This is a genomic window from Roseovarius indicus, from assembly GCF_008728195.1.
GTDB lineage: Bacteria > Pseudomonadota > Alphaproteobacteria > Rhodobacterales > Rhodobacteraceae > Roseovarius > Roseovarius indicus.
In genome coordinates, this window is sequence record NZ_CP031598.1 from 490,607 (window position 1) to 503,301 (window position 12,695).

Annotated in this window: 13 protein-coding genes; 5 read left to right on the plus strand and 8 right to left on the minus strand. The window is 68.9% G+C overall.

What is annotated here, in order from left to right; translation table 11 throughout:
* The first annotated feature begins 265 nt into the window (after positions 1 to 265).
* Positions 266 to 1,195 (plus strand): IS110 family RNA-guided transposase, encoded by a 930-nt coding sequence (locus tag RIdsm_RS02390; RefSeq protein ID WP_151175234.1) that lies wholly within the window; start codon positions 266 to 268, stop codon positions 1,193 to 1,195.
* Between the two features lie 95 nt (positions 1,196 to 1,290).
* Here the strand turns inward: RIdsm_RS02390 and RIdsm_RS02395 are convergent, their stop codons facing one another.
* The 5 genes from RIdsm_RS02395 to RIdsm_RS02415 form a co-directional block, all read right to left on the minus strand.
* The gene (locus RIdsm_RS02395; RefSeq protein ID WP_057821502.1) at positions 1,291 to 1,965 is read right to left on the minus strand and encodes a DUF6639 family protein; all 675 of its coding nucleotides are present in this window, start codon (positions 1,963 to 1,965) and stop codon (positions 1,291 to 1,293) included.
* A gap of 134 nt (positions 1,966 to 2,099) precedes the next feature.
* Positions 2,100 to 3,470: a glutamate--cysteine ligase gene (locus RIdsm_RS02400; RefSeq protein ID WP_057821500.1), complete on the minus strand. Its 1,371-nt coding sequence runs from the start codon at positions 3,468 to 3,470 to the stop codon at positions 2,100 to 2,102.
* A 67-nt stretch (positions 3,471 to 3,537) separates the two neighbouring features.
* Positions 3,538 to 4,068, minus strand: coding sequence for a hypothetical protein (locus tag RIdsm_RS02405; RefSeq protein ID WP_057821498.1), 531 nt, complete (start codon positions 4,066 to 4,068; stop codon positions 3,538 to 3,540).
* Complete coding sequence (locus RIdsm_RS02410) at positions 4,059 to 4,922, minus strand: GNAT family N-acetyltransferase (protein ID WP_057821496.1); 864 nt, start codon at positions 4,920 to 4,922, stop codon at positions 4,059 to 4,061. Before RIdsm_RS02410 ends, RIdsm_RS02405 begins: the two co-directional genes overlap by 10 nt.
* Positions 4,916 to 5,647, minus strand: a complete 732-nt coding sequence (locus RIdsm_RS02415) for a 16S rRNA (uracil(1498)-N(3))-methyltransferase (RefSeq protein WP_057821494.1) — start codon at positions 5,645 to 5,647, stop codon at positions 4,916 to 4,918. Before RIdsm_RS02415 ends, RIdsm_RS02410 begins: the two co-directional genes overlap by 7 nt.
* A gap of 12 nt (positions 5,648 to 5,659) precedes the next feature.
* On the opposite strand from RIdsm_RS02415, the gene ubiA reads away from it, so the two are divergent.
* The 3 genes from ubiA to RIdsm_RS02430 all read left to right on the plus strand — a co-directional run bounded on the left by ubiA (position 5,660) and on the right by RIdsm_RS02430 (position 9,012).
* The gene (gene ubiA, locus RIdsm_RS02420; RefSeq protein WP_057821492.1) at positions 5,660 to 6,625 is read left to right on the plus strand and encodes a 4-hydroxybenzoate octaprenyltransferase; all 966 of its coding nucleotides are present in this window, start codon (positions 5,660 to 5,662) and stop codon (positions 6,623 to 6,625) included.
* Between the two features lie 61 nt (positions 6,626 to 6,686).
* On the plus strand, positions 6,687 to 8,699 hold the full coding sequence (locus RIdsm_RS02425; protein WP_057821491.1) for an OmpA family protein: 2,013 nt from the start codon (positions 6,687 to 6,689) through the stop codon (positions 8,697 to 8,699).
* Positions 8,686 to 9,012: a hypothetical protein gene (locus RIdsm_RS02430; protein WP_057821489.1), complete on the plus strand. Its 327-nt coding sequence runs from the start codon at positions 8,686 to 8,688 to the stop codon at positions 9,010 to 9,012. Before RIdsm_RS02425 ends, RIdsm_RS02430 begins: the two co-directional genes overlap by 14 nt.
* A gap of 15 nt (positions 9,013 to 9,027) precedes the next feature.
* Here the strand turns inward: RIdsm_RS02430 and RIdsm_RS02435 are convergent, their stop codons facing one another.
* The 3 genes from RIdsm_RS02435 to RIdsm_RS02445 form a co-directional block, all read right to left on the minus strand.
* Positions 9,028 to 9,747 (minus strand): helix-hairpin-helix domain-containing protein, encoded by a 720-nt coding sequence (locus tag RIdsm_RS02435; RefSeq protein WP_057821487.1) that lies wholly within the window; start codon positions 9,745 to 9,747, stop codon positions 9,028 to 9,030.
* A 248-nt stretch (positions 9,748 to 9,995) separates the two neighbouring features.
* Positions 9,996 to 11,306, minus strand: coding sequence for a histidinol dehydrogenase (hisD, locus tag RIdsm_RS02440; protein WP_057821485.1), 1,311 nt, complete (start codon positions 11,304 to 11,306; stop codon positions 9,996 to 9,998).
* 125 nt (positions 11,307 to 11,431) lie between these two features.
* Positions 11,432 to 11,869 (minus strand): low molecular weight protein-tyrosine-phosphatase, encoded by a 438-nt coding sequence (locus RIdsm_RS02445; protein ID WP_057821484.1) that lies wholly within the window; start codon positions 11,867 to 11,869, stop codon positions 11,432 to 11,434.
* A gap of 28 nt (positions 11,870 to 11,897) precedes the next feature.
* On the opposite strand from RIdsm_RS02445, the gene RIdsm_RS02450 reads away from it, so the two are divergent.
* Entirely contained in the window at positions 11,898 to 12,590 is a 693-nt protein-coding gene (locus RIdsm_RS02450) for an NAD-dependent deacylase (protein WP_057821482.1), read from the plus strand.
* Positions 12,591 to 12,695: the final 105 nt, after the last annotated feature.

Genomic DNA, 12,695 nt, shown 5'->3' on the forward strand with positions numbered 1-12,695 from the left:
CGGGCGGTGCGCAACACGCGAGATTTGGTGGGTGGCGCAACAGGGCGAACATGCGGGGAGCGGGGGCGTGGTGGGTTTCACCCACCCTTGTCTCTTTGATCTGTGCGATATTGTGTATCGGCAGGCGAGACCCCGTCCCACCCTTGGTCCTTGAGACCGTCGCGTAGCCCGGGGCTCGTCTGCCGACCGTTGTCAAACCTGAACAGTTGCCAGGGAGGGCTGTGCAACCAGCCGATCCCGCAGATCAAGGACAGGCCCCATGACTTTGCCACAAGATGTCATCGGCGTCGATATCGCCAAGGACTGGATCGACGTCTTCTTTCTTTCCACCGGTCGGGCGGAGCGGGTGCCGATGGCGACCGCCGAGCTTCGGGCTTTCGCCGCCCGGGCCCGGGGGGCGCTGGTGGTGTTCGAGGCCTCGGGCGGGTACGAGCACCCGCTGGCCGAGGCGCTCGGCGCGGCGGATGTCACCTACGCCCGGGTCAACCCGCGGCAGGCGCGGGAGTTCGCCCGCGCCACGGGCCGGCTGGCCAAGACCGACCGGGTCGATGCCCGGGTGCTGGCGGAGATGGGTCGGGCGCTGGCTTTGCGCCCGACGCCGCCGGCCGATCCCGGGCGGGCGCGGCTGGCCGGCCTGATGGGCCGCCGGGACGATCTCGGCGCGATGCTGCGGGCCGAGATGGCGCGCCTGCGTCAGGCCCGCGATGCCTCTGTCCGCCGCGATATCGGCAGCATGATCGCGCTGCTGCGCCGCCGGATCGGCAAGCTCGAGGCCGAGATCGCCGCGGTGATCGGGGCGGATGAGGCGCTGTCGGACCGGTCGCGCCTCTTGCGGACGATGCCGGGGGTGGGGCCGCTGCTGGCGGCAAGCCTGCTGGCCCGGCTGCCCGAGCTGGGCCGTCTCGACCGCCGGGCGATCGCCAGCCTCGCCGGTCTGGCGCCGCATGCCTGCGACAGCGGCCGGTTCCGGGGGAAGCGGCGGATCTGGGGCGGCCGCGCGGAGGTGCGGCGCACGCTCTACCTCGCGGGGTTCATCGCCAGCCGGTATGACCCGGCGCTAAGGGCCTTCCGGCGCAAGCTGCAGGAGGCGGGAAAACCGGTCAAACTCGCCATCGTCGCCTGCGCCCGCAAGCTGCTCACCGTCCTCAACGCAATGCTGCGGGATCAAAGAGAGCACCGGCCAGCGGCAGGATAAGAAAGACAGTTGCTACGGCGGGCCGACGGGCGGTGATCGGGTGGAGGTGGGTTGGCACCCACCCTACCGCGATCGTGGGCGCGTGAGACCCCGGGTCAGGGGTGTTCGGAATCGAAGAAGATCCGGCCGTCGAGGATGAGCCGGAGATAGGCGCATCGGTCGGGCCGCTGGTTGAGATGCGCCCAGGCGAGGCCGGCGAAGCGGCCGGGGGCCATCATCGCGACGACGGCGCTGAAACGGTCGCGGGAGACCTTGCCCTCGATCGCCGTCGCGCGTTCGAAGCTGCGTTGCTCGGCCTCGGGGAGCGAGGCGATCTGGGTGGTGTAGGCGAAATATTCCGCCGTGCCGACGCAGGCCGAGAAGGGGCATTTGACCGTATCGTAGGCGGCGTGGGCGATTTCGTGGACGATGATGCTGGCCCAGTAGGCGGCGCGGTCGAGCGCGGCGAAGGGGCCATCCTTGACGTGATGCGAGAGGGCGGAGGGTGTGAGAACCTCGATCCGGTCCTCGCCGCAATGGTAGAGGCCGAGGCAGTTCTCGGTGCTGAGCGTGTCGCGGATCTCGATGGCGACGGGGCGGTCGATGGTGACGCCGCAGGTGCCGAGGGTGGACTGGGCATGACCGGCCGCCATGCAGGCGCGGGTGGCGATGGCGGGGTCGTCGGCGGTGACGGTGAAGGTCGGGTCGGGGCAGGTGAGCGGCGCGGGCAAGGCGGGGCCGGCCCATGCGAGCCATGCGAGTGCCAGGGGCCAGGGGGTCTTGGCTGGCATTGTCTCCTCCCGATGGGGAGGGAGTTTAGGCGGTTGGGGAGGTGTTCGGCAAGATGGTTGGGCGCCCGGCGGGGGAAGGTGGAGGCCGGGCGGAGGTGGGTTGGCACCCACCCTACGGCGGTCGTGGGCCGGGGTCAGTAGCTGTATTCGGCGTAGATGGGGCTGAGGGTCTCGTTCCATTCGCCGTTATACTTGGCCAGCAGCTCGTCGGCCGGGACCTGGCCGGTTTCGATGCTTTCCTTGAGCGCGTTGAGGAAATGCGTCTCGTCGGCGATCATGCCGCCGGCGCCGGGGCGGGCGCGGGCCTTGAGGCCGGCTTCGGAGATGGCGACGGCCTCGCGGGCGAGCTCGTGCATGTCGAGGCCGTTGACCTTGGCATCGAGCGCCTGTTCGCTGGCCGCGACGCGGAGCGCCTCGCGGGTGTCGGCATCCCAGCCCTTGACCATGTCCCAGGCGGCGTCGAGCGAGGACTGGTCGTACATCAGCCCGACCCAGAAGGCCGGCAGCGCGCAGAGGCGGCGCCACGGGCCGCCATCGGCGCCGCGCATCTCCATGAATTTCTTGATCCGGGCCTCGGGGAAGATGGTGGTGAGGTGGTCGGCCCAGTCGGACAGCGTGGGCGTCTCGCCGGGCAGGGCGGGCAGTTCGCCCTTGAGGAAATCGCGGAAGGACTGGCCCAACGCGTCGATATACTTGCCGTCGCGGTAGACGAAATACATCGGCACATCGAGCGCGTATTGCGCCCAGGCCTCGAACCCAAAGCCGTCTTCGAAAACGAAGGGGAGCATGCCGGTGCGGTCGGGGTCGAGGTCGCGCCAGACGCGGGAGCGCCAGGATTTGTGGCCGTTGGGCTTGCCCTCGAAGAAGGGCGAATTGGCGAAGAGGGCGGTGGCGACGGGCTGGAGGGCGAGCGCCACGCGGAGTTTCTGGACCATGTCGGCCTCGGAGGAGAAGTCGAGATTCACCTGCACGGTGCAGGTGCGGTACATCATCGATTTGCCCATCGAGCCGACGCGATCCATGTACTCGGTCATCAGCTTGTAGCGGCCCTTGGGCATCATCGGCATGTCTTCGTAGGACCATTCCGGCGCGGCGCCGAGGCCGATGAAGCCGACGCCGACCTTGTCGGCGATGGATTTGACGTCGGCCAGGTGGGCGTTCACCTCGTCGCAGGTTTCGTGGATGGATTCCAGCGGTGCGCCGGAGAGTTCCAGTTGCCCGCCCGGTTCGAGGCTGACATTGGCGCCGTCTTTTTCCAGCCCGATGAGGTTGCCGTTCTCTTCGACGGGGGCCCAGCCATGAAGGTCGCGCAGCCCTTCCAGCACGGCGAGGATCGAGCGTTCGCCGGCATAGGGGAGGGGTTTGTGGGTGTCCTTGCAGTAGCCGAACTTCTCGTGCTCGGTGCCGATGCGCCAGTCTTCGCGCGGTTTGCACCCGGATTCGAGGTATTCGGCCAGCTGGTTTTCGGACGTGATCGGCCCGCCGCCGGACTGGGGAATGGACATGTCGGGGGCCTCCTGCTTCGGCGTGCGGTCAATTGGTTCAGAGAAGTGGCGCCAAACGCCGGGAGTGTCAATGCAGGCGGGCGAGCCTCTCGCGTGTGTGACCCTGGCGCTGCCAGACGAGCACGGGGGCCGTGGCTTTTGCCCGCATTTGCGCCAGCATGCGTTCGGTGCGGATGCCGGGGAGGCTGGCGAAGACGTCGAAGAGGGTGTCGGCGCCCTCGGCGTTCAGGGGGATGAAGAGGTCGGGCTGGCCGGGCTGGGAGAGCACCCAGTGGGGCGGTTTGGCGGTGGGGTCGAGGGAGAGCGAGGAAATTTCGGAGAGCGCGACGACGCCGCCGGTGAGGGGGCCGAAATAGGCGATCTGGCCTTCGTCGACCTGCACGACGCCCGGCCCGCCCGTGCCGCCGCGGAAGCGGGCGCGTTGCAGGCCGGCGAGGAGGAGGGCGGCGCCGGCCAGCGCGATGGCGGCGCCGATATAGGGCAGGAGGCCATGCGAGCCCAGCAGCCACCAGAGGCCGAGCGCGAGGGCGGCGGCCCCTGTCAGGGCCTCGCGGAAGCGGTGGAGGGTGGCGCGGGCCTCGGGGCGGATCAGGGGCATGGGGCGATCTCCTGCGGGGTGGCCAGCTTGACGATGCGGGCGGTGGCGATGTGGCGGAAGCCGATGCGTTCATAGGCGCGGGCGGCGGCGGCGTTATGGGCGAAGAGGACGGCGGAGGTGACGCCGGAGCGGTCGCGCAGGTCGGCGAGGTGGGCGGCGACGACGGTGCCGGCGCGGCCGGCGTTGCGGTGTTCGGGTGGGACGTAGACGGTGCCGACCTGCACGGTATCGCCCGCGCGGGAGAGGACGGCGGCCATGGCGCAGGGCGTGTCGTCTTCGATGAGGAGGCGCGTGTCGGCGGTGTGGACGGCGCGGTGGGCGGCGGTCAGGGCCTCTTCGGCGATCTGGCAGGCGGGGCGGTCGGGTTCTGTGTCGGCGATGTAGCCGCGGAACCAGGATTCGAGGAGGGGCAGGTCGTCGGAGGTGGCCGCGCGGATGGCGGGCTCGGGCGTGACGGTGAGGATGCGCAGGTCGAGGGCGAGGATGGGGGCGTGGTGGTCGAGGGTGAAATCTTGGGTTTGGAGACCGAGGGCGTCGAGCGTGTGGCCGACCTGCTCGGTGAGGCCGGTCATGCCGGTCACGCGGCGGCCCGAAAGGGCGGCGGGGAGCGCCGACCAAAGGTCGGGCGGGGCGTCGGGGGCCTGGCACATCAGGTAGCCGCCGTTGGAGCAGCCGAAGACCGCGCGGATGGCGCCCCGGTCTTCCCAGAGGAAATAGGCGGTGCCGTGCGGGTGGCTGCTGTCGGAGAGGCCGTGGCGGGCGAGGTTGCCGCGCAGGAAGAGCGAGGTTTCCGTCATCGGCGCGAGGAAGGCGTCGATCGCGGGGGCGTCGGCCTCGGCGGCCTGTCTCAGCACGTCCAGTCTCCGAGCGCCTGTTGCCAGACGGTGAGGGCCGCGACGGCGGCGGTGTCGGCGCGCAGGATGCGGGGGCCGAGGGCGATAGGATGGGCCGAGGGGTGGTTGGCGAGGCGGGTGCGCTCGGGCTCGGAGAAGCCGCCCTCGGGGCCGATGAGGATGGCCCAGGGCCGGCCGGAGAGGTCGGTGGGCAGGGCGGAGGAGCCGCCGGCCAGCGCCTCGTCGCAGAACATCAGGTGGCGGTCGGCGGGCCAGTCGGCGAGGAGGTCGGAGAGCTTGTGGAGGCCGGTCACCTCCGGCACGAAGGTGCCGCCGCATTGCTCGGCCGCTTCGACCGCGTGGGCTTGCAGCCGGTCCTGGCGGATGCGCTCGGCGTTGGTGAAGTCTGTCTGTACGGGCAGGATGCGCGCTGCGCCCATCTCGGCGGCCTTCTCGACGATGAAATCGGTGCGGGCCTTCTTGATGGGGGCGAAGAGCAGCCAGAGGTCGGGCGGGTTACGCTGGGGGGATGTCTGCTCGTCGGCCTTTAACAGGCCGCCTCGCTTGTTGGCCTCGGCGACCGTGGCGCGCCATTCGCCGTCTTGCCCGTTGAAGAGCAGCACCGGGTCGCCCGGATTGAGCCGCATCACGCCAAAAAGGTAATGCGCCTGGTCGCGGGTGAGGGGAATGGTTTGCCCTTCCCCCAGCGGGTGCTCTACAAAAAGCCTGATCTTCGCAATCGCCATGAGGGCAGATATATGACCCCGACGAATGAGACGCCAGAGCCGCATGGGTCTGTGGCCGACGCGGTGAAGGGCAACTGGGTCGACCGGCTGGCGCCGGCGCCCTTGCGGCCCTATCTGCGGCTTTCCCGCGCCGACCGGCCGATCGGGACATGGCTGTTGCTGCTGCCCTGCTGGTGGGGGCTTCTGCTGGCGATGCTGCAAGACGGGCGTGCGGGCTGGCATGACCTGTGGATCTTCGTGGGCTGCGGGATCGGGGCCTTCCTGATGCGGGGGGCGGGCTGCACGTGGAACGACATCACCGACCGCAACATCGACGGCTCGGTCAGCCGCACGGCCTCGCGCCCGATCCCCTCGGGGGCGGTGACGGTGACACAGGCGATGGCGTGGCTGGTGCTGCAGGCGCTGATCGCCTTCTGCATCCTGCTGACCTTCAACTGGGCGGCGATCCTGATGGGGATCATCTCGCTGCTGCCGGTGTGCATCTACCCGTTTGCCAAGCGCTTCACGTGGTGGCCGCAGATCTTCCTGGGGCTTGCGTTCAACTGGGGCGCGCTGCTGGCATGGGTGGCGCATACGGGCCGGCTGGAGTGGCCGGCGGTGGTGCTTTACATCGGCGGTATCTGCTGGACGCTGTTCTACGACACGATCTATGCCCACCAGGATGCCGAGGACGACGCGCTGATCGGTGTGAAGTCGACCGCGCGACTGTTCGGCACGGAAAGCCCGAAATGGCTGCGCCGGTTCCTTGTCCTGGCGGTGCTGTTGCAGATGGTGGCGGTGATCGGGGCGGTGGTCGGGGCCTCGCCCGTGGCGCTGCTGGTGGCGCTTCTGGGGACATGGGCGTTCGGCTGGCACATGCACTGGCAACTGAGCCGGTTCGACCTCGAGGATGACGCGCGGCAGCTGATGCTGTTCCGGTCGAACCGGGATGCCGGGCTGCTGCCTTTGCCGTTTTTCGCCGTCGCGCTGTTCGTCTGATTGATCTCGGGCGCGGCTGGCCTTAGAAACGCACGACGAATTGGATAAACAGTACAGGCCCATGCGTCTTTCATCGGTATTCGCTATCGGCGGAGTGTTCCTGACAGCGGCGATCCTGTGCCTTGTCTGCGCACGATTCGCCGTTTCGGTCGTCGAGGACACCTCGCGCCATTCCGTCCGCAACACGCTTGACGAAAACGGCATGACGTGGACGGAGGTCGACGCCAACGGCCTGCACGTCTTCCTTGCCGGCACCGCGCCGTCGGAGGCGACGCGGTTCAAGGCGCTGTCGATCGCCGGGTCGGTGGTGGATGCCGCGCGGGTGATCGACCAGATGCTGGTGCAGGATACCGGCCAGATCGCGGCGCCACGCTTTTCCATGGAGATCCTGCGGAATGACAGCGGCGTGTCGCTGATCGGGCTGGTGCCCGCCTCGATGGACCGCGACGGGTTCGTCGAGCAGGTCGAAGCCGCGGTGGAAAGCGAGCCGGTGGCCGATTTCCTCGAATCCGCGGATTACCCGGCGCCCGAGACCTGGGAGGCGGCGACGGCCTATGCGCTGCGGTCGCTGAAGGATCTCAAGCGGACGAAGATATCGCTCGATGCCGAGCAGATTTCGGTGACGGCGATGACCGAGAGCGCGGCGGTGAAGGCGGATATGGAGACGCGGCTGGCGCGGCGGCTGCCGGATGGCGTGAAGCTGGCGCTGAACATCTCGGCGCCGCGGCCGGTGATCACGCCCTTTACCCTACGGTTCGTGATCGGCGAGGAGGGCGCGCGGTTCGACGCCTGTTCCGCCGATACCGAGGCCGCGCGGGAGCGGATCGTCAAGGCGGCGCGCGCGGCCGGGCTGACGGGCAAGGCGAACTGCCTGATCGGGCTTGGGGTGCCGTCGCCCAACTGGGCCGTGGCCGCCGAGCAGGCGATCAAGGCGGTGGATGACCTTGGCGGCGGGGTGGTGACGTTCTCGGACGCCGATATCTCGCTGGTGGCGCTGGAGGGCACGCCGCAGGGCGAGTTCGACAACGTGGTGGGCACGCTGGAAAGCGCGCTGCCGGAGGTGTTCGCGCTGCATGCCGTGCTGCCCGAGCCGCCGGACGAGACGACGCCCGAGACGCCGGAATTCACCGCGACGCTGTCGCCCGAGGGGATGGTTCAGATCCGGGGCCGGATTGCGACCGCCGCCGAGCGCAAGCTGGTGGAAAGCTTTGCGCGGGCCAGGTTCACCTCGGACGGGGTGCATATGAGCGCGCGGGTGGCCGAGGGGCTGCCCGAGGGGTGGACCTTCAAGGTGCTAACCGCGCTCGATGCGCTGTCGTACCTGTCGAACGGTGTGGTGCGGGTGTCGCCGGACGAGATGCAGATCACCGGCCAGACGGGCCAGGCCGATGCCGGGTCGATCATTTCGGGCATGTTGTCGGAGAAGCTGGGCGAGGGCGCGCAGTACGAGATCGACGTGCGCTATCGCGAGGAGCTGGACCCGGTGGCGAGCCTGCCGACGCCCGAGGAATGCGAGAGCCGCATCGCGCGGATCCAGGAGACGCGGAAGATCAACTTCGAGCCGGGCTCGGCCAATATCGACGCGAGCGGCTCGGAGATCATGGACGACATCGCCGAGATCCTGAAGCAATGCGGCGAGATCACCATGGAGATCGGCGGCCACACCGACAGCCAGGGCCGCGAGGTGATGAACCAGCAGCTGAGCCAGGCGCGGGCGCAGACGGTTCTGAACGAATTGCGGATGCGCCGGGTGCTGACCGCGTCGATCACCGCCGTGGGGTATGGCGAGACCCAGCCCATCGAGGATAACGGCACGGAAGAGGGCCGGGAGGCAAACCGGCGGATCGAATTCCGGGTGATCAAGCCCGTCGAGATCGTCGAAGAGCAAACAACGCTTGAATCTCTGGAAGGATCGTCAGAAGAACAGTCGGACACGGAAGAAGCCGACGGGCAGGCTGACGAAGGCGCCGAGGGCTCGGGGGACGAGGCCGGCGAGGCGGAAGAGGGGGCTGCGGACGCTGCCGACAGCGCGGACGGCGAGACGCAGGAAGACACGGCGGATGAACAGAATTGAATTCATAATCGCGACGGCCATCATTCTATTCGTGGCTTTCGCGCTGGGCTGGTTCGCCAACTGGCTGGTGCACAAGTTCATCCGGGTGTCGCAATCGGACGTGGGCGAGCTGGAGCGGCTGGCGCAGGAGCTGCACGAGGCCGAAGAGACCCGCGACCAGGCGATCACCTATCTGCAGCAGCGCGAGGCGGAGCTGACCAACCAGCTGAGCCAGACCGAGGCCGAGTTGTCGGCCACGATGGACGGGCTGCGCGAGGCGCGGCACGAGGCCGAGAGCCTGCGCAACGAGTTGGAGCGGCAGCGCGCCGGCTAGAGCGCGCGCCGGGGTTCAGAGCTTTTTCTTCAGCAGCTTGGCTTTCTTGAGCGCCTTCCTGGCGGCCTCGCTGGCCTTGTCGGCGGCCTTGCGGGCCTTCTTGGCGGCCTGGGCGGCTTTCTTTTCGGCCTTGGCGGCTTTCTCGTCGGCCTTCTGCTTGGCTTCCTTGGCCTGCTTCACCGCCTTCTTGTCAGCCTTGGATTTCGACGCCTTCTTGTCGGCGGTCTTGGCGGGCTTGGGCGCGTCTGCCTTCTTCGCGGCAGGCTTGGCCGTTTTCTTCTTGGCGGAGGATTTCGCCGGCTTCGCGGCTTTCTTCGCCGTCTTGGCCGGGGCCGCCGGTTTGGGGGCTTCGGCCGCGGCGGGTGTTGCCGGTGTTGCCGTGGCCGCTTTCGCGGGCTTGGCCGGGGCTTTCGCCTTGGCCGGCGTGGATTTCGCGGCCGTGGTTTTGGCCGGCGTGGACTTGGCGGGCGCCTTGGGTTTCGCCTGGGCCTTGGGCCTGGCCGCGGGTTTCGGTTTGGCCGCGGCGGCGGGCTTGGCCGGGTTCATCCGCGCTTCGGCCATGGCGAGGCGGGCGGATTCGATGAGGCGGGGCGCCGTGGCCGCGCCGATACCGGGCACCTCGGTCAGCTTCGTTTCGGGGGCGGATGCGAGATCCTGCGCGGTGGTGATGCCGCGCGTGGCGAGTTCCCGGGCCATGGCCGGGCCGACGCCCTTGACGTCCTTCGTTTCAGTCATGATAGCTCCCTTGCCTGAATGCGTATATCTTCTGGCGATACTATGTATATACGTGAGTTTCAACCGTTGTCATAACCCGTGAGACATGGGGTGGGTCACGCAGGCTTCAAGAGTTACGGCGGATCAGGCGGAGCCTTTATGCCCAGGGCGAGGAGGCGCGTAGCGGCGGGCCGTGGTCCGGCAAAGCGCGGCGGGCTGTGCCCTCGATCCCGCGCCCGGGGCTCCGCTGCGATGGTGGGTCTTGGGGGCTACCCTGCCTCTCCCACGGCGCGTTTCGGCGGGCTGGCGACCTTCTCGAGCCGGATGTCGGCGGAGCGGGCGTGGCCTTCCATGCGCTCGGCGCGGCTGATGGCGGCGGTTGCGGTGGCGAGGTCGGGAAGGGCGCTTTCATCGACCTGTTGCCATGTCACCGTTTTCAGGAACTTGTGGACCGAAAGCCCGCCGGTATAGCGCGCCGCGCCCGAGGTGGGGAGCACGTGGTTGGGCCCGGCGGACTTGTCGCCGAAGGCCACGGTGGTGGCCTCGCCGAGGAAGAGCGAGCCATAGGCGCGCAGGCGGTCGCGCCACCAGGGCAGGTCGCGCGCCTGTACGTGAAGGTGTTCCGGCGCCTTGCGGTTGGCATAGGCGGCCAGCTCCTCGCGGTCTGCGCAGAGGACCACTTCGCCGAAATCGCGCCAGGCGGCGGTGGCGGCCTCGCGGTTGGCCTCGGGCAGGGCGTCGATCAGGTGGGGCACGCGGGCCAGCACGGTTTCGGCGAGCGGCCGGTCGGTGGTGGCGAGCCAGGCGGGCGAGGTGGGCCCGTGCTCGGCCTGGCCGACGAGATCGGTGGCGACGGTCTCGGGGTCGGCGGAATTGTCGGCGAGCACGAGAATGTCGGTGGGGCCTGCGAACATGTCGATGCCCACGGGGCCGAAGAGCTGGCGCTTGGCCTCGGCCACGTAGGCGTTGCCGGGGCCGACGAGGATATCGGCCGGTCGCGCGCCGAAGAGGCCGAAGGCCAGCGCCGCGATGCCCTGGACGCCGCCGATGGTCAGGATGCGCGAGGCGCCGGCGAGGTGCATGGCGTAGAGCATCGGCGAGGGGATGCCGCCCGCCGCGGCGTTGGGCGGCGTGCAGGCGGTGATGTCGGGCACGCCGGCCTCGCGCGCCGTGGCGATGGACATGAGCGCCGAGGCGATATGGGTGTAGCGCCCGCCGGGCACGTAGCAGCCGGCCGCCTGCACGGGGATCTGTTTCTGGCCGGCGATCATGCCGGGGCGCAGCTCGATCTCCATGTCCTGCGCGGTGGCGCGCTGGGTGGCGGCGAAGCGGGAGATGTTGTCATGGGCCCAGCTTATGCTGTCTTTCAGCTCCTGCGGGGTTTCGGCGATGGCGGCCTCGATGCGCTCGGGGCTGACGGTGATCTCCCCTTCCCAGGCGTCGAGCTTGCGGGCGTAGTCGAGTGCCGTCTCCTCTCCGCCCGAGCGCAGGCGGGCGAGCATGTCGCGGACGGTTTCGACCACCTGGGCGGTGGCCTGGGGCTGTTCGCCGGGGGCGGTCTTGAGGGGGATTTCGGCCATGTGTCGCGTCTCCTTCCCTCATCAATTGCGCGGGAGAGGCGCGTCGGACAAGGGGCGCGTGCCGGGGCGGCCGGTGTTTTTTCCGGCGCTGAAAGGATGTTTCGGCTTTCCTGAAAAGAGCGGGCTCAGAGGCTCGATTTGAGGCCGCGTGCCGCTTTTTCGATCAGGTCGAGCGTGCCGTCGAAATCGCGGGTGTAGTAGGGGTCGGGGACGTGATCCATGCCGGCCTCGGGGGCGTAGTCGGTGAAAAGGCGCACGGGGGTGGCGTTGCCTGTGGGGCGGCGGGCCTCGATGGCGTCGAGGTTCGAGGCGTCCATCGCGACGATCAGGTCGAAGCGGGTGAAGTCATGGGGTGTGAACTGGCGGGCGCGCAGGTCGGAGAGGTCGTAGCCGCGGGCGAGGGCGGCGCGCTGCATCTCGGCATAGGGCGGCTCGCCGACGTGCCAGTCGCTGGTGCCGCAGCTGTCGGTTTCGGTGTCGGGGGCCAGCGTGCGGAACACCCCCTCGGCGGTGGGCGAGCGGCAGATATTGCCGAGGCAGACGAAGAGAATCCGGGTGGTCATGGGGTCCTTGATAGGGCAAGCAGGGGGCATGGAAAAGATCGTGATCCTGACGGGGGCGGGGATTTCGGCCGAAAGCGGGCTGGGGACGTTCCGGGACGAGGGCGGGCTGTGGACGCAGTACGCGCTGGAGGATGTGGCGACGCCGGAGGGGTTCGCCCGCGATCCGGTGCTGGTGCATGAGTTCTACAATGCAAGGCGGGCGCATGCGGCGGAGGCGGTGCCGAACCCGGCGCACCTGGCGCTGGCGCGGCTGGAGGAGGCGTTGGGCGGCGAGGTGCTGATCGTGACGCAGAACGTGGACGGGCTGCACGAGAAGGCCGGGTGCCGGAACGTGCTGCACATGCACGGGCAGCTTGACCGGGCGCTGTGCGCGGGCTGCGGGCACCGGTGGGAGGCGCCGTTGGAGATGTCGGTGGAGGATGCCTGCCCGGCCTGCGGGGCGAGGGCGGTGCGGCCAGACGTGGTGTGGTTCGGGGAGATGCCCTATCACATGGACCGGATCGACCGGGAGCTGGCGGAGGCGGATATCTTCGCGGCGATCGGGACGTCGGGGCAGGTGTATCCGGCGGCGGCCTTCGGGCAGATGGCGGGGGCCTATGGCGCGCGGACGGTGGAGCTGAACCTCGAGCGGTCGGCGGCGTCGGAGGATTTCGGCGAGATGCGGCACGGGCCGGCGAGCAAGGTGGTGCCGGCCTGGGTGGAGGAAGTGCTGGGGGTGTGAGGGAAGTGCCCCAACGCCCGGAATCAAGGCGAGCCAGGGGCTCGCCGCCGGGCTATCGGCGATTGCTTGCAATCGCCTGCCGCAAGTGAATTGCGAGGCAATTCA